This window comes from Pseudomonas vranovensis (genome assembly GCF_040438935.1).
GTDB lineage: Bacteria > Pseudomonadota > Gammaproteobacteria > Pseudomonadales > Pseudomonadaceae > Aquipseudomonas > Aquipseudomonas vranovensis.
In genome coordinates this window covers 227,841-248,977 of the sequence record NZ_CP159259.1, presented here as the reverse complement: position 1 = coordinate 248,977, position 21,137 = coordinate 227,841, and the positions used below count along the sequence as shown (strand labels likewise).

At 61.4% G+C, this 21,137-nt stretch carries 22 protein-coding genes; 6 read left to right on the top strand and 16 right to left on the bottom strand.

Annotated features, from left to right (window positions below; genetic code table 11):
- Nucleotides 1–4 precede the first annotated feature (4 nt).
- The 5 genes from ABVN19_RS01210 to colR form a co-directional block, all read right to left on the bottom strand.
- On the bottom strand, nucleotides 5–229 hold the full coding sequence (locus ABVN19_RS01210; protein WP_028943320.1) for a hypothetical protein: 225 nt from the start codon (nucleotides 227–229) through the stop codon (nucleotides 5–7).
- Nucleotides 226–939, bottom strand: coding sequence for a lipopolysaccharide kinase InaA family protein (locus tag ABVN19_RS01205; protein WP_028943319.1), 714 nt, complete (start codon nucleotides 937–939; stop codon nucleotides 226–228). Before ABVN19_RS01205 ends, ABVN19_RS01210 begins: the two co-directional genes overlap by 4 nt.
- A gap of 6 nt (nucleotides 940–945) precedes the next feature.
- Entirely contained in the window at nucleotides 946–1,626 is a 681-nt protein-coding gene (locus ABVN19_RS01200; RefSeq protein ID WP_028943318.1) for a class I SAM-dependent methyltransferase, read from the bottom strand.
- A 125-nt stretch (nucleotides 1,627–1,751) separates the two neighbouring features.
- Nucleotides 1,752–3,050, bottom strand: coding sequence for a HAMP domain-containing sensor histidine kinase (locus ABVN19_RS01195; RefSeq protein ID WP_028943317.1), 1,299 nt, complete (start codon nucleotides 3,048–3,050; stop codon nucleotides 1,752–1,754).
- Nucleotides 3,040–3,723, bottom strand: a complete 684-nt coding sequence (gene colR, locus ABVN19_RS01190; RefSeq protein ID WP_028943316.1) for a two-component system response regulator ColR — start codon at nucleotides 3,721–3,723, stop codon at nucleotides 3,040–3,042. Before colR ends, ABVN19_RS01195 begins: the two co-directional genes overlap by 11 nt.
- A gap of 225 nt (nucleotides 3,724–3,948) precedes the next feature.
- Here colR and ABVN19_RS01185 point away from each other — a divergent pair, with 225 nt between their 5' ends.
- Nucleotides 3,949–4,698 carry a phosphatase PAP2 family protein gene (locus tag ABVN19_RS01185; protein WP_028943315.1) on the top strand — a complete coding sequence of 250 codons (750 nt, stop codon included), beginning with the start codon at nucleotides 3,949–3,951 and terminating at the stop codon, nucleotides 4,696–4,698.
- 92 nt (nucleotides 4,699–4,790) lie between these two features.
- On the opposite strand, the gene groL is transcribed toward ABVN19_RS01185, so the two are convergent.
- From groL to ABVN19_RS01160, 5 genes are all read right to left on the bottom strand, one after another.
- Nucleotides 4,791–6,440, bottom strand: a complete 1,650-nt coding sequence (gene groL, locus ABVN19_RS01180; protein WP_028943314.1) for a chaperonin GroEL — start codon at nucleotides 6,438–6,440, stop codon at nucleotides 4,791–4,793.
- A 47-nt stretch (nucleotides 6,441–6,487) separates the two neighbouring features.
- On the bottom strand, nucleotides 6,488–6,781 hold the full coding sequence (locus ABVN19_RS01175) for a co-chaperone GroES (RefSeq protein WP_009050540.1): 294 nt from the start codon (nucleotides 6,779–6,781) through the stop codon (nucleotides 6,488–6,490).
- A 257-nt stretch (nucleotides 6,782–7,038) separates the two neighbouring features.
- Nucleotides 7,039–7,554, bottom strand: coding sequence for an FxsA family protein (locus ABVN19_RS01170; protein WP_028943313.1), 516 nt, complete (start codon nucleotides 7,552–7,554; stop codon nucleotides 7,039–7,041).
- A gap of 65 nt (nucleotides 7,555–7,619) precedes the next feature.
- Nucleotides 7,620–8,351, bottom strand: coding sequence for a HugZ family protein (locus ABVN19_RS01165; protein WP_028943312.1), 732 nt, complete (start codon nucleotides 8,349–8,351; stop codon nucleotides 7,620–7,622).
- 106 nt (nucleotides 8,352–8,457) lie between these two features.
- Nucleotides 8,458–9,465: a DUF481 domain-containing protein gene (locus ABVN19_RS01160; RefSeq protein ID WP_105641923.1), complete on the bottom strand. Its 1,008-nt coding sequence runs from the start codon at nucleotides 9,463–9,465 to the stop codon at nucleotides 8,458–8,460.
- A gap of 153 nt (nucleotides 9,466–9,618) precedes the next feature.
- Between ABVN19_RS01160 and ABVN19_RS01155 the strand changes: the two genes are divergently transcribed.
- Both ABVN19_RS01155 and ABVN19_RS01150 read left to right on the top strand, forming a co-directional pair.
- The gene (locus tag ABVN19_RS01155; RefSeq protein ID WP_028943310.1) at nucleotides 9,619–9,972 is read left to right on the top strand and encodes an MGMT family protein; all 354 of its coding nucleotides are present in this window, start codon (nucleotides 9,619–9,621) and stop codon (nucleotides 9,970–9,972) included.
- Between the two features lie 43 nt (nucleotides 9,973–10,015).
- Nucleotides 10,016–11,566: an AmpG family muropeptide MFS transporter gene (locus tag ABVN19_RS01150; protein ID WP_028943309.1), complete on the top strand. Its 1,551-nt coding sequence runs from the start codon at nucleotides 10,016–10,018 to the stop codon at nucleotides 11,564–11,566.
- A 23-nt stretch (nucleotides 11,567–11,589) separates the two neighbouring features.
- On the opposite strand, the gene ABVN19_RS01145 is transcribed toward ABVN19_RS01150, so the two are convergent.
- From ABVN19_RS01145 to ABVN19_RS01135, 3 genes are all read right to left on the bottom strand, one after another.
- Nucleotides 11,590–12,840: an MFS transporter gene (locus ABVN19_RS01145; protein ID WP_028943308.1), complete on the bottom strand. Its 1,251-nt coding sequence runs from the start codon at nucleotides 12,838–12,840 to the stop codon at nucleotides 11,590–11,592.
- 162 nt (nucleotides 12,841–13,002) lie between these two features.
- Nucleotides 13,003–13,845, bottom strand: coding sequence for a mechanosensitive ion channel family protein (locus ABVN19_RS01140; RefSeq protein WP_028943307.1), 843 nt, complete (start codon nucleotides 13,843–13,845; stop codon nucleotides 13,003–13,005).
- 113 nt (nucleotides 13,846–13,958) lie between these two features.
- The gene (locus ABVN19_RS01135) at nucleotides 13,959–14,444 is read right to left on the bottom strand and encodes a YajQ family cyclic di-GMP-binding protein (protein WP_028943306.1); all 486 of its coding nucleotides are present in this window, start codon (nucleotides 14,442–14,444) and stop codon (nucleotides 13,959–13,961) included.
- A gap of 112 nt (nucleotides 14,445–14,556) precedes the next feature.
- On the opposite strand from ABVN19_RS01135, the gene ABVN19_RS01130 reads away from it, so the two are divergent.
- The 3 genes from ABVN19_RS01130 to ABVN19_RS01120 are packed head-to-tail and all read left to right on the top strand — an operon-like array spanning nucleotide 14,557 to nucleotide 18,124.
- Nucleotides 14,557–15,474, top strand: a complete 918-nt coding sequence (locus ABVN19_RS01130) for a putative 2-dehydropantoate 2-reductase (RefSeq protein WP_105641952.1) — start codon at nucleotides 14,557–14,559, stop codon at nucleotides 15,472–15,474.
- A gap of 50 nt (nucleotides 15,475–15,524) precedes the next feature.
- Nucleotides 15,525–17,561, top strand: coding sequence for an ATP-binding protein (locus tag ABVN19_RS01125; RefSeq protein ID WP_028943304.1), 2,037 nt, complete (start codon nucleotides 15,525–15,527; stop codon nucleotides 17,559–17,561).
- A 2-nt stretch (nucleotides 17,562–17,563) separates the two neighbouring features.
- The gene (locus tag ABVN19_RS01120; RefSeq protein ID WP_028943303.1) at nucleotides 17,564–18,124 is read left to right on the top strand and encodes a cob(I)yrinic acid a,c-diamide adenosyltransferase; all 561 of its coding nucleotides are present in this window, start codon (nucleotides 17,564–17,566) and stop codon (nucleotides 18,122–18,124) included.
- A 98-nt stretch (nucleotides 18,125–18,222) separates the two neighbouring features.
- Here the strand turns inward: ABVN19_RS01120 and ABVN19_RS01115 are convergent, their stop codons facing one another.
- The 3 genes from ABVN19_RS01115 to argJ all read right to left on the bottom strand — a co-directional run bounded on the left by ABVN19_RS01115 (nucleotide 18,223) and on the right by argJ (nucleotide 21,081).
- Nucleotides 18,223–19,167, bottom strand: a complete 945-nt coding sequence (locus ABVN19_RS01115) for a Nudix family hydrolase (protein ID WP_105641922.1) — start codon at nucleotides 19,165–19,167, stop codon at nucleotides 18,223–18,225.
- Nucleotides 19,164–19,796, bottom strand: a complete 633-nt coding sequence (locus ABVN19_RS01110; RefSeq protein WP_028943301.1) for a glutathione S-transferase family protein — start codon at nucleotides 19,794–19,796, stop codon at nucleotides 19,164–19,166. Before ABVN19_RS01110 ends, ABVN19_RS01115 begins: the two co-directional genes overlap by 4 nt.
- 67 nt (nucleotides 19,797–19,863) lie before the next feature.
- A complete protein-coding gene (gene argJ, locus ABVN19_RS01105; RefSeq protein WP_105641921.1) occupies nucleotides 19,864–21,081 on the bottom strand; it encodes a bifunctional glutamate N-acetyltransferase/amino-acid acetyltransferase ArgJ in 1,218 nt (405 codons plus the stop codon).
- Between the last annotated feature and the right edge of the window lie 56 nt (nucleotides 21,082–21,137).

Genomic DNA, 21,137 nt, shown 5'->3' with positions numbered 1-21,137 from the left:
TGAATCACTGGGAACGCAACCCCTGACTCATACCGAACAGGAACAGCAACAGGTCCTGATCGGGTTGTGCAGTGGACTGGCTCTTAACCACGCGCGGTAGCGGACACTGGGAGGCAGGATCGACCTTGCTCACTACCTGCGGGCGCGGTTCTTCCCAGGCAGCCGCCGCAGCCGTAGCCACTGCCAGTGCCAACACCAGAAACAAACCTCGAGCTATTTCTAGTTTCATTGCTCTAAACCTTTGACAGCGCTGCCAAACGCCACTTTGTAAAAGTAGAGCAGCTTTTGCCACTCCGCGTCATTGAATGACGAATGGCGGCGCAGTTGCTTCAGGTCGTTGGCAGCGGCGCGATGGCAGCTGATACGCCGCCGGCACTTCTCAAGGTCCAGCAGGGCCACTTCTGCCCGGGCCTGATCACCCTCGCCGATCACCTTGATGAACACATGCTTGCCGTACAGGCAACCATGTTGCCAATGGCCACGGTGCATGCGAGCCAGATTGGCGGCCAGGTCCTGCAGCATGCTGTCGTGCAGCGCTTCGCCATAACGCTCGCGTGCGCCCTTTTCATACCAGCTGTCGCAATCTTCGAAGCCGTCCAGGGCCTTGCTGACCAGCAGGGCCCGCCACTGCCGATCGGCGTCACGCTCCACACCGCAATACACGATGTGTGGAACCCGCACGCCCAGTTGCTCGAAGCTGTTGATTGCATCGTATTCGCGCAGCACCGTCGGCCGCCCGAACGGGTGCAGGAAACTGCGGTAGATGTGCCCAACCTGACGCTTGGAATACAGCAGTTGCCCGCTTTCGTCGTTCAACCGCTGCACGCCACTTTCACCACCCCGGCGCTGGTTGGGCGCTTCCACCCATTCACCTTGTTGCTGCCAGAAATGGTCGAACCGGCTATTGCCCGTCAATGTTCCTGAACGCTCTACCGCCATGCCCCACTACCCCTTACGCAATACGTACACTCGCCACATGGCATAGAACGGCAAAAAGTCCAATCGTTCCTGAATCCGGAAGCCGGCCGCTGCAAACTCTTCCTCGACCGTAGCCGCAGGTAACACAAAGCGGTTCTGGTAACTGCCCTGGCCGGTTTCCGCGTAACGACGCTGCTCCAGCTTCTTACGGCGCCAAGCCTTGACGTTGCCGTCCACCCACAGTGACAGGATCACGCTATCGCGGGTAACTCGTTGAAATTCCGAGAGAAGTGTCTTGCGATGCGCCGCATCACCGATGTGGTGCATCAGGCGCATGCAGAAGATGCTGTCGACCGAATTGTCCGGCAGGTCAATTGCAAACGCAGACGTTTGCAAAGTACGTACCCGCTCAACGATATGCGCGGGCTGGGATTTGGTTGCCGTTTCCAGCATGGCCTCGGAGTTGTCGGCACCGATGATCACTCGATTGGGCTTTTCCGCCAGCAGCGGCCAGAAACGACCGGCGCCACACGGCAGATCAAGCACCAGACCGGGTTCGCCCGCCAAGGTCAACGCGCGTCGCGCCAGCTGCTCGTCTCGTTTGTGCGACATGCGCCGCGCCAGGCCATCCTGGTGCTTGAGGAAGTATTCCTGGGCATGCTGCTGGTCGTACTTTTCGGAAAACTCGAGCTTTATGGGACTACGCATGGTGCATCTCCTGACTCCAATTCGCCCACAGTAAGCAGGCAAGCGTTGGCGCCAGGTCATGCGGATGTGAAAAATTCGTTGGAAGCCTCAATAAACGTTACAGGAAATGAATATTTGTAACGGCCTCACTCGAACGCAGGTACGCCACCTCGGCCATGGCTCAGGTCGACATGGAAGCGACAACCGTGGGGCACCGTACCCGTCAGCGTCACTGTCCAGCCCTGGTCGTCGCAGATCCGCTGTACCAGCGACAACCCCAGGCCCAGCCCTTCGCCCCGGCGCTCATCACCGCGAACAAAAGGACGAAACATGGCTTCACGCTGCTCCTCGGGAATGCCTACGCCACTGTCCTCGACCATGAATCCCTTGGGTTCCAGGGTCAGGCGAATGAACCCATAGTCGGTATAGTGCGCGGCATTGCGCAGCAGGTTGCCCATCACCGCTTGCAGGAAGGTCGCGTTGTAGAGCGTCGGCGAACTCGCCTTGGCATCGTAGAGCAGGGTCAGGCCTTTCTGCTCGATGGTGTCGCGCCAGACGCCGGTCAAGTCATCGGCCACCTCCTTGAGCGTCGCCTGGGACGCCACGGCGCCCTCATCACGCTGGGCCCTGGCCAACATCAGGAAGGTTTTCACCAGTTCCTGCATCTCTTCGGTGGCCCTGGCGATGCGCTCGACCTGCGAGCGCGCGCGCAGATCGATGTTCGGGTTGACCAGCAACAACTCGCACGAGCTGGCCAGCACCATCAAGGGGGTGCGCAGTTCATGGCTGACGTCACTGGTAAACAGCCGTTCACGGGTCAAGGCATCGCGCAGGCGTCCCAAGGTATCGTCGAAGGCCACGGCCAGTTGCCCGACCTCGTCGGCCGCATAGTCTGGCGCCAAGGGTGGCGCCAGGCCAAGCAACTGGTCGCGATGTCGAACCTGGCGTGCCAGACGGATAACCGGTGCCATGACTTTTCGTGCCAGCACCCAGCCCAGGAATACCGCCAGTGCCAGGCTGAGCACGAAGCCCACCACCACGACCGCGAACAGCACCCGCTCGCGCTCCTCGAAATCGCTCTGGTCCTGCAGCAAAACATAGCGCCGCCCATCCACTATCTCGACCATGGCGTGGTAGGACAGCTGCTCGCGAAACACTTCATGAAATCCGGGAGACAGGTGACGCAGGTCCTTGGGCAACTCGAATTCGTCTCGCCCGCCGCTGTAGTAGAACAACTGGTCGGGCCGCGGCCGGTGGCTCCAGTCGTTGACGCTGTCCATGCGCAGCAGGCGCTGTAGATCGCCACCCAGCACGGCCGAGATCAAGCGCTCTTCGACCAGGTGAACAGTGGCGACGATACCGAAGGCAAATGCACCGGCCACCAGGGCGCTCATCAACGCAAAGGCAATGATGATCCGCTGGGCAAGGCTTTGCTTAAACTCCATCACGACCCTCGGCCAGACGGTAACCGACGCCATGGACGGTATGCAGCAGGGGTTTGTCGAAAGGCTTGTCGATGACCTGGCGCAGTTGGTGGACATGACTGCGCAGACTATCGCTGTCCGGGCAGTCGTCGCCCCAGAGGGCTTCTTCAAGCACCTCGCGACGTAATACATGGGGGCTCTTCTGCATCAGTACCGCCAGCAGCTTCAAGCCGACCGGGTTGAGTTTGAGCAGCTTGCCGTTGCGGGTCACTTCCAGGGTGTCGAGGTCGTAGCACAGGTCACTGACCTGCAAGGTACGCCGACCGCCGCCCTGGGCCCGACGCAGCACCGCTTCGATGCGTGCCGCCAGCTCGGACAGGGCAAAGGGCTTCAACAGGTAATCATCGGCTCCGGAGCGAAACCCCTGCAGGCGATCATCGAGCTGGTCGCGGGCGGTCAGCATGATCACTGGCGTGTCGCGCCTGGCATCCTCGCGCAGGCGTTTGCACAGCGTATAGCCGTCGATACCCGGGAGCATGATGTCGAGTACGATCAAGTCGTAGTGTTCGGTGGCGGCCAGGTGCAACCCGGACAGACCATCCTGGGCACAGTCAACCGTATAGCCTTTGAGGCCCAGATAGTCGGCCAGGTTGGCGAGGATATCGCGGTTATCTTCAACCAGTAGAATTCGCATAGGGTGCTCCCGTCCGGGTCTTTTGCCTGCTTGGCAGGCGCAGCTTACGGCCATCGACAGCGCTCGGCTAGGCTGCAGGAGGTTTATTGGCAGTTAACGTTTTTTTCACCCAGCCTTCACCGACTCACCATAGCAAGCGCCCCACAATCGCCGGTCGTTGTGTCACACCGATTCCCGGCACGGGCTACCGGCCGGGACTGTCTTATCGACCAGCCTGGACCTGCCATGCCTGCCACTCACGCCTCCCGCCCGCTCAATCCGTGGTTTTCCCTGGGTATACCGCTGCTCACCGCAGCCATCCTGATCCTGCTGGAACTGACGTCGCTGGACATGGACCTGGCCAAACTGGCCTTCGATCCGGTTGCCGGGCAGTTCATCGGTCGGCACAGCTACTTCCTCGAAGACATCCTGCATGATCGCGCCAAACAAGCGGTCATCGTCCTGGGTCTGGGTGCCATTGCCGCCTTTACCGCAAGCTTCTTCTGGCAGCGCCTGCAGGGCTGGCGTCGGGAACTGGGCTACCTGGTGGTGGCCATGGCGCTGTCGACCAGCTTTGTCACTCCGGTCAAGGCGGTGACTGCCGTGCAGTGCCCTTGGAGCCTGCAGGAGTTTGGAGGCAAGGAAGTCTACAGCGAACTGCTCAGCCCTCGGCCTGCGACCGACAAGCCCGGGCGCTGCTGGCCGGGCGGCCATGCGGCTACCGGGTTTACCTTGTTTGCCCTGTTCTTCATGTTGCGTGACCGGCGGCCACGCCTGGCCCGCGCCGCGCTGCTGTTTGCCTTCACCCTGGGCACGGTATTTTCGGTGGGACGAATGCTGCAGGGCGCGCATTTCTTCTCCCACAACGTGTGGACAGCGGTGTTCTGCTGGTTGATCAGCCTGGGCTGCTACCACTGGTTGCTGTACCGCAAACCGGTTGGCGCGGGCTTGCCCCACGAAGAACCCGTTACCGTCACAGCATCATCCACTGGCTGAAACACCGCATCACGGGGCAAGTCCGTACCTACAAACAGGCAAAAAAAAGCCCCGCACGAGGCGGGGCTTTTTCTCAAGCGGGTAAGGCTGGCTTACATCATGCCGCCCATACCGCCCATGCCACCCATGCCGCCCATGTCAGGCATGCCGCCAGCAGCAGCTTCCTGAGGCGCATCAGCCACCATGGCTTCGGTAGTGATCATCAGACCACCGATCGAAGCAGCGGCTTGCAGGGCCGAACGGGTTACCTTGGCAGGGTCCAGGATACCCATTTCGATCATGTCGCCGTACTCGCCGGTCGCAGCGTTGTAACCGAAGTTACCCGAACCTTGCTTGACCTTGTCGACAACAACGCTTGGCTCGTCGCCGGCGTTGGCAACGATCTGGCGCAGTGGCGCTTCAACAGCGCGACGCAGCAGCTGGATACCGACGTTCTGGTCTTCGTTGTCGCCTTTGAGTTCGGAGATCGCTTGCAGCGAACGAACCAGGGCAACACCACCGCCAGGGACCACACCTTCTTCAACGGCTGCACGGGTAGCGTGCAGGGCGTCTTCAACGCGGGCTTTCTTCTCTTTCATTTCAACTTCGGTGCCTGCACCGACCTTGATCACGGCAACACCGCCAGCCAGCTTGGCCAGGCGCTCTTGCAGTTTTTCACGGTCGTAGTCCGACGAAGTCTCGGCAACCTGGGCACGGATCTGGGTGATGCGCGCCTGGATGTCGCCTTCCACGCCAGCACCGTCGACGATGATGGTGTTTTCCTTGGACAGGGTGACGCGCTTGGCGTTACCCAGGTGCTCCAGGGTAGCGGACTCCAGGCTCAGGCCGATTTCTTCGGAGATCACGGTACCGCCAGTCAGGACGGCGATGTCCTGCAGCATGGCCTTGCGGCGGTCGCCGAAGCCTGGTGCCTTGACCGCAGCAACCTTGACGATGCCGCGCATGTTGTTGACAACCAGAGTCGCCAGCGCTTCGCCTTCAACGTCTTCAGCCACGATCAGCAGAGGACGGCCGGCCTTGGCAACGGCTTCCAGAACTGGCAGCAGTTCGCGGATGTTGGAGATCTTCTTGTCAACCAGCAGCAGCAGAGGGCCATCCAGCTCGGCAACCATGGTGTCTGGCTTGTTGACGAAGTAAGGGGACAGGTAGCCACGGTCGAACTGCATGCCTTCTACAACCGACAGTTCGTTTTCCAGGCCCGAGCCTTCTTCAACGGTGATCACGCCTTCTTTACCGACTTTTTCCATGGCTTCGGCAATGATGTCACCGATGGAGTTGTCGGAGTTGGCCGAGATGGTACCGACCTGAGCGATGGCCTTGGAATCGGCGCATGGCTTGGACAGGGACTTCAGCTCTTTGACGATGGCGATGGTGGCCTTGTCGATACCACGCTTGAGGTCCATCGGGTTCATGCCGGCAGCAACGGCTTTCAGGCCTTCGCTGACAATGGCCTGAGCCAGAACGGTGGCGGTGGTGGTGCCGTCACCTGCTTCGTCGTTGGCCTTGGAGGCAACGTCCTTGAGCAGCTGGGCGCCCATGTTTTCGAAGGCGTCTTTGAGTTCGATTTCCTTGGCAACCGAAACACCGTCTTTGGTGATGGTCGGAGCGCCGAAGCTCTTGGCCAGAACAACGTTACGGCCTTTTGGGCCCAGGGTCGCTTTTACAGCGTCAGCCAGAACGTTGACACCAACGAGCATTTTCTTGCGGGCGGAATCGCCGAATTTTACGTCTTTAGCAGCCATGATCGTTTAATCCTTGAATACTTTGGAGTAACGGGAAACCAGCGGAATCAGCCTTCGATAACAGCGAGAATTTCGTTCTCAGCCATTACCAACAGGTCTTCGCCGTCAACTTTCACAGTGTTGCTGCCCGAGTAAGGGCCGAAAACCACCTTGTCACCCACTTTCACGGCCAGCGCACGCACTTCACCGTTGTCCAGGATGCGACCGGTACCTACAGCGACAATTTCGCCACGGTTAGGTTTTTCAGCGGCCGAACCTGGCAGAACGATACCGCCAGCGGTTTTCGATTCTTCTTCGCTGCGACGGATAACGACGCGGTCATGCAGAGGACGAAGCTTCATTGTCGATCTCTCCTAATTGTGGTTTTCATCGGCCGGTGTCGACACCGGCGGGTTGATGCTTGCGGCGTAGCCGCTCGTAGCTCGCGGGGCGAACCACACATGTAATGTCTGGGGCAAGCCACCAGAAACCTTGCGGTGACCCATACATGAGGTCGCCAAGGGCAATTACAAGGCTTGGTGATGAAAATTTTTAGCGGCCCGTCGCCATAAAGCAGAACGGCCCCTTGCGGGGCCGTCCGGTCAGGCGCTTGCCTGGCTCACAAATCCCGTGGATCACGCAGGTTACGGGTGTCGCGAGGGTCTTGCGGATCGCGGTGTTCATACTCACCCTCGATCACATTCGGCTGACGCGACTGGCCACCGGGGTTGCCAGGGTGCCCCATGAACGGATCGTCGCCAAACGCACGCTGGCGCATGGCCTGCGCCTCGGCGCGCTCGCGCATCTTGCGCGCGAGCAGGCGGCGGGTGAACGGCAGCAGGCAGACCAGGCCGATCACGTCGCTGATAAAGCCTGGCAACAGCAACAGGCCGCCACCCAATGCCAGCATCAGGCCATGGAACATGTCTTCGGCGGGCAACTCGCCACGCTGCAGGCTTTCACGGGCCCGCAAAGCCGTCGCCAGACCGGCTACCCGCACCACCAGAACACCCAGGGCGGAACCTGCGATGATCAACAGCAGCGCCGGAAAGAAGCCGATCGCGGTGCTGACCTTGAAAAACACATACAGTTCCAGCACCGGAAAAATCAGAAACAGCAATAGAAAAGCACGCATCAACGGGTTCCTCTGCGCAAGATAACCTTGCAGTACACCTTTAATGGTTGCGAGCAACCGCTATTTCAAGCCTCGGCCACTTCACGTGCCGGCCATTGATCGGCGCGCGCCAGAAAAACCAGGGCTTCTCGCACTTGTATCGGCGTATTACAAGGTGCCGCGAATGGCAGCCAGTGCAGAGCCTGGCCAATACGCAGGTGCATACCCTCGCTGTCGATACCGACCATCTGCGCCTCGGCCGTCTGCGGCAAGCCGCTGAGCTGGACGTAGTGCTGGATGGCATTGGCATGGTCGCTGTTCATGTGCTCGATCATGCTCAGCTCAGCCTTGCCGGCAAAGGGGTTGGCCAGGGAGAGATTATCGACCCAGTGAATTGCACCAAACCCGCCAATGTAACGGTGGCGCACAGGCGCCAGCACCCAGAAGTCGAAATCGTGGGCCTTGTGGTAATTGCTCGATTCGGGGAAGTAACGGTAGTACCGCTCCGCTGCAGCCTCGACCGCCGCAGGCGCTTCAAGCTTGTGCGCCTGGGCCAGTACGGTCAGACGACCGACGGCCTGCACATCCTCGGCATCGCGCTCGCCGACCAGCAGCGAGCACTTGGGGTCTTTTTGCAGGTTGTGGGTATGCTGGGCGATGCGGCTGATAAGGATCAGCGGGTTGCCTTCGGCATCCAGGCAATACGGCACCACCGAGCCGAAGGGATAGCCCGGCATCGATTTGGAATGGGTCGACAGAACCCCACGGTATTCCTTGAGCAGCAGCTCCCGTGCCTGTTGTGCGACTTTAGCGCTCACTGTGTGACTCCCGACTCGACGATTAGCTGAAGGCTGGCCGCAGGTGCCCTGCGGCCGAATGCTCAGCGGACAAAATAATCATTATCGTCGGCGGTTGCCAGAAGACTTACCAGGTAACACCAAAGCCTGCGGTGTAGCGAGTCTTGTCCAGGTCGCTGTCGCGGGTGCCGCTGATGACATCCTTCTCGGCCTTGAGGTTGAGCGAAGCCCATTCAGTGACCTTGTAGCGCAGGCCGACTTCAGCATCCAGTGCGTAGTTGGCAACGCCGTCCAACGGTTTGCCGACTTCGCCGTTGGTGAAGAACTCGACCCGCTTGCCGATCAGGTAGCGGTTGTAGTCCCACTTCATGGCCAGGGCATAGAAGTTGTCCTTGCCACCATCGGCGTATTCATAGTCGGTCCGGTTGACCAGCGAGCCCAGGGAGAAGGCGCCCAGCTCGTCATCCCAGAACTGGTAGCCAGGGCCGGTACCCACAGTGCGCTGGCGCGCCAGGTCTTCAATGTGGTCACGCTTGTACTCGAGACGCCCCTGCCAGAACCACTTCTCGGTCATGAAGCGGTCGAGCGCGTATTCGGCACTCCAGTTGTTGGTGGTGGTAACGTCGTCCTTGCTCTCGCGGTTGTATTCGCCTTCAGCCTGGTGCCGCCAGCGACCATGGCGGGCGGTGGTCTTGAAGTCGACGTCGTAGTCGTCGCTGTCGGATTCGGCGCGTTTGTAGTCCATGGCCAAGTCGACATTGCCCTTCCACGACAGGTCCTCGATCACGGGCTTGGGCTTCATGATCTGCTGGATGCTGGCAAGCTCCACGGTCTTGGGCGTCTCACCGTTGGCCAGGGTCACCTTGCCGTCTTCGGCCGGGTGCAGTGACTTGGCTTTCTCGCCGGTGTAGGCATCCTGCTTGACCAGCAGTTCCTGGTCGCTTTCCAGGGTCTTGACCTGTTTCCAGTCCAGGGCGATCGAACCGCCGTACTCAGTCTTGAGCAGCAGTTTGCCGCCATCGAAGACTGTGATCTTGCCACTGAGCCGGTCGCCGTTCTTCATCCAGACGGTATCAGCGACAGCCGAGGAGCAGACGGCAAGGGCAACAAGGCACAACAGGGCTCTAGAATACATAAGCAAGCAACGGACTCTGGTTCGCGAAAAAAGTCGGGCATTATCCAGATACACGACCGTAGAGCAAGGACTGACCCACCTCATGCCGATGAGTTCAATTCCTATTTGCCCGACCAATGCGGCAAATTCCCCGCAGATGCCCGGGAGGCCGCGATGAGCGCAGCGCCCGGCGATCCGACGGAAAATGCCGAGGCCCGACGAATGGCGCTCTACCTGGTGCTCGGCCAGGTGCCAGCAGGCAAGGTGGTCAGCTATGGGCAGCTTGCCGAACTGGCCGGACTGGGGCGCGCGGCGCGCTGGGTCGGGCGCACCTTGAGCCAACTGCCGCCTGACACCCAGTTGCCCTGGCACCGAGTCCTGGCTGCCGACGGTCGGCTGAGCCTGGCCCTGGGCACGCCTTCAGGCGACGAGCAGCGTGCCAGGCTGCGGGCAGAAGGCATCACTCTGCACAATAATCGTGTGGATATGTCGCGCCATGGCTGGCGCCCAATGGAGCACAGCGGTTAGAGTGCGCGCTTTGTTTTCGTAAACTTGAGGCAGATGTTGGCCCATGCCCCGTAAAACCTGGCGCGCTGCGCTCGCTGCCTATGCCAGCCCGTCGACCCTGGTGCTGTTGCTGCTCGGCTTTGCCGCCGGCCTGCCCTATATGTTGGTGTTCTCGACCTTGTCGGTGTGGTTGCGTGAGGCCGGGGTGGCCCGCGAAACCATCGGCTATGCCAGCCTGATCGGCCTGGCCTATGCCTTCAAGTGGGTCTGGTCGCCGCTGCTCGACCAATGGCGCCTGCCATTGCTCGGGAAGCTTGGCCGACGCCGCTCCTGGCTGGTGTTGTCACAGGTGCTGGTGGTGATCGGGTTGGTGGGCATGGGCTTTTGCGACCCGCAAAAACACCTGTCCTGGCTGATTGCCCTGGCGGTGCTGGTGGCGTTTGCCTCCGCCACCCAGGACATCGCCGTCGACGCCTACCGCCTGGAAATCGCCGATGACCAGCGCCAGGCTGCGTTGGCCGCCAGCTACATGGCCGGCTACCGGGTCGCCGCCCTGCTCGCCACGGCAGGTGCGCTGTTCTTCGCCGAGGGCTTCGGTTCCACGGGCTTCAGCTACCTGCACAAGGCCTGGACCGGCACCTACGTGCTGTTCGGCGTGCTGATGCTGCCGGCGGTCATCACTACCCTGTTGATGCGCGAACCACCCGTGCCATTGCGCACCCAGCTGTCAGCAGCCCGCTACGGCCTGACCCACCAACTGGTCTCGGTGTTTGTGCTGATCATCCTGCTGGTGTCGGTACCAGCAACTTTCACCCAGCTGTACAACACCGATTTCGCCAGCGTGCTGTTCGAGGGCGTCAGCCTGCTCGACCTGTTGCTCGAGGATCGCGCCTTCCTGCGCGCCATCCTCTACATCACCCTGACCGCAATGTGCCTGTCGTCCCTGGGCCGCCGCGGGCTGGCACCGGTGCTCACGCCGGTCAACGACTTCATCCTGCGCTACCGCTGGCAGGCCTTGCTGCTGCTCGGGCTGATCGCTACCTACCGGATGTCCGATACGGTGATGGGCGTCATGGCCAACGTGTTCTACATCGACCAGGGTTTCACCAAGGACCAGATCGCCAGTGTCAGCAAGATCTTCGGCCTGATCATGACCCTGGTCGGCGCCGGCATGGGCGGCCTGCTGATCGTGCGCTTCGGCATCCTGCCGATTCTGTTCATCGGCGGCGCGGCCTCGGCGGGCACCAACATCCTGTTCCTGATGCTGGCCGACATGGGCCCCAACCTGCAGATGCTGGTGGTGACCATTTCCCTCGACAACTTCAGTTCGGGCCTGGCCACCTCGGCCTTCGTCGCCTACCTGTCGAGCCTGACCAACCTCAAGTTCTCCGCCACCCAGTACGCGCTGCTCAGCTCGATCATGCTGCTGTTGCCGCGCCTGATCGGCGGCTACTCAGGTGTCATGGTGGAAAAGTTCGGCTACCACGACTTCTTCCTGATCACCGCCCTGCTTGGCGTACCGACCCTGATCCTGATCGTGCTGCACTGGCGCCAGGAGCTGGGCCGGGGCAAGCAGGAGCCGGTCGACAATCCGGTTGCCGAGCAGCGTCCCTGACGCCCGCTGAGGCGTTTGCCGGGTTACTCCGGCAACGCCTCAGGCTGACCACCCGAGGCGCTCAGAACGACTTTCAGCGGCCACAGCGCCACAATACCGGCAGCCCCGGCAGCCACGGCAAAACTCAACAGACTGGCGCCCGCCCCGATCATCGCCAACAAGGCGCCGCCCAGGCCCAGCAACGCAATGGTGATCATCCCCAACATGGCCGACACCAGGCCTTTGCTCTGCTCGCTGGAAAACAGCGTCATGCGGTACAGCACCGCGTTGGCAATGCCCAGGCCCAGGGCATAGATCGACAACCCGGCCACCAGGCTCGGCACACTGGGCACCAGCCAGGTGGCCAGCATCATGCTCACGAGCCCCGCCAGATAAGGCCACAGCGCACCCCGCACCAGAGCGGTCAGCGCATAACGATCAGCGATGCGGTTGATGACCAGGTTGCCCAGGATCAGCCCGCCAAACACCGGCAACTGCCACAGGGCGTAGTCCAGGGTGCTCAAGCCTTCATCGTGAATCAACAGCACCGGGGACAGGCCAATCCAGCCGATCAACGGTAAACCGACCAGCCCCAGTGCAGCACTGCCGGCGACAAAACGACGGTTGCTCAGCAATTGACCATAACCGGCCAAAAGCGGCAGCAGATGAATCGGCTGGAATGCCAGGCGCGAGCCATCACGCCGCTCCACACCCAGGGTCTCAGGCATGAACCGGTACAACGCGAACCAGGCAAGCACGGCCGCAGCACCAAACAGCACGAACAACCAACGCCACGACACCCACTCCAGCAACAGGGTGCCAACCAGCGGTCCGAGCAGTGGCGACAACAGGGCGATATTGGCCAGCAAGGCCATCATGCGGACCGCATCAGCCTCGCTGAACGCCTCGTTGAGTGCCGGGTAACTGACCGTCACCACAAACCCCAGGCCGATGCCTTGCAACAGGCGCAGCAGGTTGAAAAGCTCGATGCTTTGTACCCAGAACGAGGCCAGGCACGCCACGCAGAAAAACGCACAGCCACCCAGCAGCAGCGGCCGCCGACCGTAACGGTCGGCCAGTGGCCCGATCAGCCATTGCAGCAGCACACCCCCAAGCAGGTAGAGGTTCAGGGCATGGGGGATGAATTCAGGGCTGGCATTCAGGTCTCCGACCACCACCGGCATGGCCGGCATCACCACGTCGCTGGCGAGGTAAGTCAAGAGCTCGAACAGTGCCAGAGTCATGGCGAAGCAAAACGCACGCAGTGGCGTGATGTTGATCAGGGGGGTAAGCATGATGAGACCGGGCGTACGAAAGTAAGCCAGCCTGTATGCCAGAAAGTGGAGGGATCAGGTAGGGTCAAGACGTGAACAAGTGTAATGACCTGGAAAGCATCGCGGGGCAAGCCCGCTCCTACAGGCGGTATGGAGCGGGCTTGCCCCGCGATCAGTTCGGCATTACTGCACCGCTGCTTCCTGCACCACGCGGATCACACGCTGCGGAAAGGGAATGTCGATGCCCTCATCCTTCAAGCGATCGCGCGCATGCTCGTTGAGCATGAACATCACGTCCCAGTAATCGGCCGTGTTCACCCACACCCGCAACGACAGGGTGATGGAGCTGTCGCCCAGCATCGAGACCACGGCTTGTGGCGCCGGGTCCTGGTGAATGCGTGGGTCGTTGGCCAGTTCCAGCAGTACTTGGCGAGCCTTCTGCAGGTCGGCTTCGTAATCGACACCGACATCGAACACGACCTTGCGGGTCGGCTGACGGTTGGTGTTGGTAATGATGCCGTTGGACAAGCTGCCGTTGGGCAGGATAACGGTCTTGTTGTCGCCAGTGCGCAGCACGGTGTGGAAGATCTGGATGCTGTCCACGGTACCCGCGACACCCTGGGCTTCGATCCAGTCACCCAGGCGGAACGGACGGAACAGCAGGATCAGCACGCCGCCGGCGAAGTTCGCCAGGCTGCCTTGCAGGGCCAGGCCGATAGCCAAGCCGGCCGCACCGATGGCCGCGACAAACGAGGTGGTCTCGATGCCGATCATCGAGGCCACGCTGACTACCAGCAGAATCTTCAGAATGATGTTGGCCAGGCTGCTGATAAAACCTTGCAGCGCGAGGTCCGCGTTGCGCAGCGCCAGCAATTTGCCCAACCGGTACGTCACCTTGTTGATCACCCACCAGCCAATGGCCAGGGTCAGCAGCGCCAGCAACAGGCGGCTGCCGTATTCCATGATCAAGGGGAGCCAGCTTTGCGAGGTTTTAACCAGCTGATCGACTTCAGCACTCAAATCCATAATGTTCTCCTGATGCCGAGGGGGCAAAAGCTGTAAAAATCGCGCCGCAATCGTTTCAGCGGCCACAGAAACCTCGGACGCCAAAACGGCGCCAAGGTTCCGAAGTGCTTCGATCAGTCGCGGAAGTTGTTGAACTGCAGCGGCATGCCGAATTCCTTGGCACGCAGGGCAGCGATGGCTTCCTGCAGGTCATCACGCTTCTTGCCGGTGACACGCACCTGCTCGCCCTGGATGGCGGCCTGGACCTTGAGCTTGGCGTCCTTGATGTGCGCGACGATCTTTTTCGCCAGCTCCTTGTCGATGCCTTCCTTGAGGACCGCTTCCTGCTTCATCACCTTGCCCGAGGCGAAGGCGTCTTTCACGTCCAGGCACTGGACGTCGATCTTGCGCTTGACCAGGGCCAGCTTGAGGATGTCGATCATCGCTTCGAGCTGGAATTCGGCTTCAGCGGTCAGGTTGACGGTCAGTTCCTTTTCCTTGAACTCGAAGCTGCCCTTGCCCTTGAGGTCATAGCGGCGGTCCAGTTCCTTCACGGCGTTCTCAACGGCGTTGGTGACTTCGTGCTTGTCCAGTTCCGATACCACGTCGAACGACGGCATAGAGATTCTCCAAAAATAAACGCGCGCTCGCGGCCCTGATTGAAGAGCGTGATGGAGCGCGTCGGGTTTGACGGTTAAAATGCCGGCTCATTATAACGGTTGCGAAACGCTGATGAGCAGCACCTGGCATATTCTCGGCGCAGGAAGCCTGGGCAGCCTCTGGGCCTGCCGACTGGCCCGAGCCGGCAAAGCGGTCCGACTGATCCTGCGCGATGCGGCACGTGTGCAGGCGTATGAAGCCGCCGGCGGCCTGACCCTGATCGAACAGGGCCAGGCACATCTGCGCGCGATTCCTGCGCAAACCGCCCACGACGCCACGCCCATTCATCGCCTGCTGGTGGCCTGCAAGGCCTACGACGCCGAGCAGGCGGTCGCGCAACTGGCCCCTCGCCTGGTCCACGGGGCCGAACTGATCCTGCTGCAAAACGGCTTGGGTAGCCAGGACGCAGTGGCCAACCAGGTTCCCCATGCCCGCTGTGTCTTCGCCTCCAGCACCGAAGGGGCGTTTCGCGAGGCCGACTGGCAGGTGAACTTTGCCGGCCATGGCTTCAACTGGCTGGGCGACCCCGCCAATCCGCTGCCGCCCGAGTGGCTCGACGACCTGGCCGATGCCGGTATCCCCCACCAGTGGACGCCCGACATCCTCACCCGCCTGTGGCGCAAGCTGGCACTCAATTGCGCGATCAATCCGCTGACCGTGTTGCATGACTGCCGCAACGGCGGCCTGCAGGATCACGCCTGCGAAGTGGCCACCTTGTGTGCGGAGCTTGCCGAATTACTGCAGTGCTGCGGACAGCCGCAAGCTGCCGAGGGCTTGAGTGAGGAAGTGGAGCGGGTGATCAAGGCCACCGCAGCCAACTACTCTTCCATGTATCAGGATGTTCGTCAGGGTCGACGTACCGAGATTCACTATTTGCTGGGACATGCCTGCCGAGTCGCCAGCCGCCACGGATGCCGGCTCCCTCATCTGGAACGGCTCTACCGACGCCTGGTCGAACACCTGAACGCGCGCGGATTGCCCAGCGACTGAGCGCAGCGCTACCCTGCCCTTTCACCTACACACCGGGACCTCGCTTACACATGACGCTGCGCGAACGCCTGGAAAACCTGCCGGTCGGCCAGAAACTGCTGGCCGCCCTGCTGGTATTGCTGATTACCATCCTGTTGGTGGCCAACCTGACGTTCATCAGCGCCGCCTACTGGATCTCCCAGGAAAGCATGGCGCCCCAGGCCCTGCAGACCATCGGGCGGCTGGTGGCCAATCCGCAACTGGCCACCCAGGCGGCCGATTCACCCGAGTCGGCCAGGGCTCTGCTAAAGGAGCTCGACAGCTATACCCCGCTGCGCGCTGCCGCGGTCTATGGCAGTGACGGCAAATTGCTCGCTCAGTTGCAGCACGGTGAAGTCCTGCCCTTGCCCAAGCGCTACCGCAACATCGAGAACTGGCGCCTGACCGAGTTTCGCAGTACCCAGCTGACCATGCTGCCCCGCTCCGGCGGCCCTCCGGGCTACCTGCTGCTGGTGGCCAGCAGCGAATTGCCCGTGGCCTTCTATACCGGCACCCTCACCGCGAGCCTGGGCATCCTGGTGTTCAGTATCTTGCTGTGGATGATTATCGCCCGGCAGATCAAGCGGCTGATCACCCAACCGATCTACCAGCTTGAAGAAGTGTCGCGCCAGGTCACTCGCGAAGAGAACTACGCCCTGCGTGCCAAGCGTGGCAATGACGACGAGATCGGCAGCCTGGCCGAAGCCTTCAACACCATGCTTTCGCGCATCGAAGCCCGTGAGCAACAGCTCAAGCGCACCCGCGACGAATTCCAGCAGGCCTATGACCAGGCCCAGGGCCTGGCCGAGGAAACTCGCCATACCAACCGCAAGCTGGAGCTCGAAGTCCAGGTCCGCAGCAAGATCGAGAAGAAGCTCACCGGTTTTCAGAACTACCTCAACAGCATCATCGACTCCATGCCATCGGCATTGATCGCCCTGGATGAGCAGCTCTATGTCACCCAGTGGAACCAGGAAGCCAGCGCCCTGTCCGGCACCCCTCTGGACGAAGCGTTGAACCAGCCGATCTTCCTCGCTTTCGAGCCGCTCAAGCCGTATCTGCCGCAACTCAAGGACAGTGTCGAAAAGCACCGGGTGGAAAAAATCGAACGGGTCACTTGGACCAAAGGCGACGACGCCCGGCATTACGCCCTGACCTTCTACCCCCTGATGGGTGGCGGCGGCCGCGGCGTGGTGATTCGTATCGACGACATCACCCAGCGCCTGTCCCTGGAAGAAATGATGGTGCAGTCGGAGAAGATGCTCTCGGTCGGCGGCCTGGCTGCCGGCATGGCGCATGAAATCAACAACCCGCTGGGGGCTATCCTGCACAACGTGCAGAACATCCGCCGGCGCTTGTCGCCAGAGTTGCCGAAAAACCTGGAGCAAGCCGACGAGATCGGCATCGACCTGCCCACCGTCAACCGCTATCTGGACAGCCGCGAAGTTCCGCAATTACTCGACGGTATCCAGCAGGCCGGCGCACGCGCGGCCAAGATCGTTACCCACATGCTCAGTTTCAGCCGGCGCAGCAACCGCCAACTGGCGCCTTGCGACCTGCCGGCCTTGATCGACCAGGCCGTGGAGATTGCCGGCAATGATTTCGACCTGACCATCGGCTTCGACTTCAAGGGCCAGGCCATCATCCGCCAGTTCGACCCCAACCTGGGGCCCGTCCCCTGCACCGCCAACGAGTTGGAACAGGTGCTGCTCAACCTGCTCAAAAACGCAGCCCAGGCTATTCACCTGCGCGAGGACGACAGCGAACCGGGGCGTATCACCCTGCGCACTCGCCTCAACCCGCCGTGGGCGGAGATCCAGGTGGAGGACAACGGTATCGGCATGCCTGAAGCGGTACGCAAGCGCACGTTCGAGCCATTCTTTACCACCAAGGAAATCGGCCAGGGCACAGGCCTCGGTCTGTCGGTCTCGTATTTCATCATTACCAACAACCACAAGGGCCAGATGGAAGTGCAGTCGGCACCGGGCCAAGGCACCTGCTTCACCTTGCGCTTGCCGTTGGCCAACAGCCCGTCCCCAGCGGCCGAGCCTCACAAGACGGAGTCATGAACATGGGTTTTCGATTGTCGAAGATCTACACCCGCACCGGCGACAAAGGCGAAACCGGCCTGGGCGATGGCCGGCGGGTGCCCAAGGATCATCCAAGGATCGAAGCCATTGGCGAGGTCGACAGCCTCAACAGCCAGCTCGGCCTGCTACTGGCAGGGCTGAATGGACAGGGTCTGGAGGAAGTCATCGAGGTATTGGCACCTTGCCAGCACCGCTTGTTCGACCTGGGTGGCGAGTTGGCGATGCCCAGCTATCAGGCGCTGAATGCGGCCGAAGTGGAGCGCCTGGAGGCGGCCATCGACCGCTGGAATGAAGAACTGGGACCACTGGAAAACTTTATTCTGCCCAGTGGATCGGCGTTGATTGCCCAAGCGCATGTTTGCCGCAGCCTGGCGCGCAGTGCCGAGCGGCGTTGCCAGCAGTTGAACAGCGTCGAGCCGCTGGCCGGGGTAGGGTTGGCCTATATCAATCGGTTGTCGGATCTGCTGTTTGTGGCGGCGCGGTTGATTGGGCGCCGGCAAGGGGTAGCCGAGGTGCTTTGGGCTGCTGCGCCCAAGCCTTGAGGACCCGTTCGCTGGCAAGCCAGTTCCCACAGGATCGGTCTGCATCCTACCCGGGGGAACCTGCTTTCCAGCGATGAGGCGGTGAAGCAGCCGGTTGATCAGGTTTCAGGCCAGAACGCCCGAATCCCCGCAACACCCTGGGCACCATGCTGCCAGGCCTTTTCCCGCTCGGCAGCACCCACGCCACCCAGCAAATACACCGGCTTGCTGAAACCCGCGATCATCTGCTGCGCCTGCTGCCAACCCAGCGGTTGGGCATCAGGATGGGACTGGGTCGCTTGCACCGGTGACAAGGTGACGAAGTCCACACCCATCTGTTCGGCCAGTGCCAGCTCTTCGGCGTTATGGCAGGACGCTGCCAGCCAGCGTTCCTTCGGAAACGGCCGGCCCTTGCTCGCGTACTTGCGCAGCTGCTCGGAGGTCAGGTGCCAGCCGGCAGCCGGGAAATCGCCCAACCACTCCAACGGCCCCTTGAGCATCAGTTGCGCCTTGCCGGCACACAGGCCCACTGCATCCACTGCGACGTCGCGGTATTTAGGGTCGTACATGTTCGGAGCACGCAATTGCACCAGTTTGATCCCGCCGGCAATGGCCTTCTGGATGCCACGCAACATCTGCGGGACCTCCAGGCCATCCGGGGTAATCAGGTACTCACCAGGCAGTCGTGCTGCCGCGACGATCGGCTGATTGGCCTCGGGGAAGTCGTAATGAGGCAGCTCACGAGCGGTCACCCAGGCCAGCGGCTGCCCTTCGGCGCCGTGTGGCTCGCCGGTAAAGCCGCTGACTTCCCAGACATCCAGCAACACCTGCTTGTCCGGGTAGTCGTGCTTGATCTTGATCAGCGGCCGGGCGGCGGTCACGACGATACCCAGCTCTTCATTCAGCTCCCGGGCCAAGGCGACGTCGACTGCCTCACCCTCTTCAACCTTGCCCCCGGGGAACTCCCACAGGCCACCTTGATGCTGGGAGTCGGCGCGTCGGGCAATCAGGATACGACCGTCGACACCCCGAATGACCGCAGCTGCTACATGTACACGTTTCACCCTTCGCGCTCCGCCAGGCCAGCTTTCTGCCAGGCCTGGAAGGCTGGCCAGTTGTAGAGGGTCTCGATATAAGCGGCAGCTTCCGCTGGCACCTCTACCCGGTATGTGCGCAGGCGCACGGCGACCGGGGCGAAGAAGGCGTCGGCCAGGCTTGGCGCGCCGAACAGGAATGGGCCGGCTTGCTTGGAAGCCAGGCGGCATTCGGACCACAGGGCGACGATACGGTCGATGTCGACCTGTACATCCAGCGGCATGTTCTCCAGCGCTTCATCGCGCGACAGGTCGAACGGCATATTGCCGCGCAGGGCGAAAAAGCCGCTGTGCATCTGCGCACAGGCAGAGCGTGCCTGCGCTCGGGCGCCAACATCGGTCGGCCATAGATTGGCCTCGGGGTGGCGCTCTGCAAGGTACTCGGCGATGGCCAGGGAGTCGGCAATGATGCCGTGCTCGCACTTGAGCAGTGGCACTTTGGCAGTGGGCGAATACTTGAGCAGACGCTCGCGGGTATCGGGCTGATTGAGTTTGATCAGGGTTTCTTCGTAGGTGGCACCGGCCAGTTCCAGGGCCAGGGCGCCGCGCAGCGACCAGGAGGAGTACAGCTTGTCGCCTATGATCAGGTTGTAGCTCATGGTTCGGCTCCTTTTCGCGGGGCAAGCCCGCTCCTACAGGTAGGAGCGGGCTTGCCCCGCGTTGATGTCAGGTACGGTACTCAGCGTTGATTTTCACGTACTCGTGGGACAGGTCGGTGGTCCAGATGGTTTCGCTGCATTGGCCACGGCCAAGCTCGATGCGGATGGTGATCTCCTCTTCAGCCATCACTGCCGAGCCCAGGGCTTCGGTGTAGGTGGCACTGCGTCCGCCCTTGCTGGCGATGCAGACATCACCCAGGTACACGTCGATCAGGCTGACATCCAGGTCCGGCACACCGGCACGACCGACTGCAGCCAGGATCCGGCCCCAGTTGGGATCGGAGGCAAACAGCGCGGTCTTGATCAGCGGCGAGTGCGCCACGGCGTAGCCGACATCCAGGCATTCCTGGTGGTTGCCACCGCCATTGACTTCGACAGTCACGAACTTGGTCGCCCCCTCGCCGTCACGGACGATGGCCTGGGCCACTTCCATGCACACCTCGAACACCGCCTTCTTCAGTGCCTCGAATAGCGGGCCACGGGCTTCGGTGACTTCGGCGACAGCGGCCTTGCCGGTGGCGATCAGCATGCAGCAGTCGTTGGTCGAGGTATCGCCATCGATAGTGATGCGATTGAACGACTTGTTGGCGCCGTCGAGCATCAGGTCCTTGAGCACGTGAGGAGCGACCTTGGCGTCGGTGGCAATGTAGCCGAGCATGGTTGCCATGTTCGGACGGATCATCCCTGCGCCTTTGCTGATGCCGGTAACGGTGATGGTCACGCCGTCATGCTGGAACTGACGGCTGGCGCCCTTGGGCAGGGTGTCGGTGGTCATGATGCCGGTGGCAGCTTCGGCCCAGTGATTTTCCGACAGGTTGTCGAGGGCGGCTTGCAGGGCGCCTTCGATCTTCTCGACCGGCAATGGCTCACCGATAACGCCTGTGGAGAACGGCAACACCGCACTGGCATCGACGCCGGTCAGCTCGGCCAGCTTGGCGCAGGTGCGCTCGGCGGCGGCCAGCCCCGGTGCCCCGGTGCCGGCGTTGGCATTGCCGGTGTTGGTCAACAGGTAGCGCACAGTACCCTGCACACGCTGCTTGGCCAGGATCACCGGGGCGGCGCAGAAGGCGTTGAGGGTGAATACCCCGGCAACGCTGGAGCCTTCGGCACAGCGCATGACCACCACGTCCTTGCGCCCCGGGCGCTTGATACCCGCAGAGGCGATGCCGAGTTCAAAACCTGGAACCGGGTGCAACGTTGGCAAAGGACCAAGACCAACAGCCATGTAAGCGCTCCTAGAAAAAATACACCGGGCCGATGATGCCGGTGCTTGAGATGGAA

Bases quoted from the DNA above. Each gene is read 5' to 3' on its own strand.
- ABVN19_RS01155 (WP_028943310.1), top strand. From the start codon at position 9,619: ATGAGCGCAGCGCCCGGCGATCCGACGGAAAATGCCGAGGCCCGACGA.
- ABVN19_RS01200 (WP_028943318.1), bottom strand. From the start codon at position 1,626: ATGCGTAGTCCCATAAAGCTCGAGTTTTCCGAAAAGTACGACCAGCAG.
- ABVN19_RS01145 (WP_028943308.1), bottom strand. From the start codon at position 12,840: ATGCTTACCCCCCTGATCAACATCACGCCACTGCGTGCGTTTTGCTTC.
- ABVN19_RS01130 (WP_105641952.1), top strand. From the start codon at position 14,557: ATGAGCAGCACCTGGCATATTCTCGGCGCAGGAAGCCTGGGCAGCCTC.
- ABVN19_RS01120 (WP_028943303.1), top strand. From the start codon at position 17,564: ATGGGTTTTCGATTGTCGAAGATCTACACCCGCACCGGCGACAAAGGC.
- ABVN19_RS01170 (WP_028943313.1), bottom strand. From the start codon at position 7,554: ATGCGTGCTTTTCTATTGCTGTTTCTGATTTTTCCGGTGCTGGAACTG.
- ABVN19_RS01140 (WP_028943307.1), bottom strand. From the start codon at position 13,845: ATGGATTTGAGTGCTGAAGTCGATCAGCTGGTTAAAACCTCGCAAAGC.
- groL (WP_028943314.1), bottom strand. From the start codon at position 6,440: ATGGCTGCTAAAGACGTAAAATTCGGCGATTCCGCCCGCAAGAAAATG.
- ABVN19_RS01185 (WP_028943315.1), top strand. From the start codon at position 3,949: ATGCCTGCCACTCACGCCTCCCGCCCGCTCAATCCGTGGTTTTCCCTG.
- ABVN19_RS01150 (WP_028943309.1), top strand. From the start codon at position 10,016: ATGCCCCGTAAAACCTGGCGCGCTGCGCTCGCTGCCTATGCCAGCCCG.
- ABVN19_RS01195 (WP_028943317.1), bottom strand. From the start codon at position 3,050: ATGGAGTTTAAGCAAAGCCTTGCCCAGCGGATCATCATTGCCTTTGCG.
- ABVN19_RS01175 (WP_009050540.1), bottom strand. From the start codon at position 6,781: ATGAAGCTTCGTCCTCTGCATGACCGCGTCGTTATCCGTCGCAGCGAA.
- ABVN19_RS01160 (WP_105641923.1), bottom strand. From the start codon at position 9,465: ATGTATTCTAGAGCCCTGTTGTGCCTTGTTGCCCTTGCCGTCTGCTCC.
- colR (WP_028943316.1), bottom strand. From the start codon at position 3,723: ATGCGAATTCTACTGGTTGAAGATAACCGCGATATCCTCGCCAACCTG.
- ABVN19_RS01205 (WP_028943319.1), bottom strand. From the start codon at position 939: ATGGCGGTAGAGCGTTCAGGAACATTGACGGGCAATAGCCGGTTCGAC.
- ABVN19_RS01135 (WP_028943306.1), bottom strand. From the start codon at position 14,444: ATGCCGTCGTTCGACGTGGTATCGGAACTGGACAAGCACGAAGTCACC.
- ABVN19_RS01210 (WP_028943320.1), bottom strand. From the start codon at position 229: ATGAAACTAGAAATAGCTCGAGGTTTGTTTCTGGTGTTGGCACTGGCA.
- ABVN19_RS01125 (WP_028943304.1), top strand. From the start codon at position 15,525: ATGACGCTGCGCGAACGCCTGGAAAACCTGCCGGTCGGCCAGAAACTG.
- ABVN19_RS01110 (WP_028943301.1), bottom strand. From the start codon at position 19,796: ATGAGCTACAACCTGATCATAGGCGACAAGCTGTACTCCTCCTGGTCG.
- argJ (WP_105641921.1), bottom strand. From the start codon at position 21,081: ATGGCTGTTGGTCTTGGTCCTTTGCCAACGTTGCACCCGGTTCCAGGT.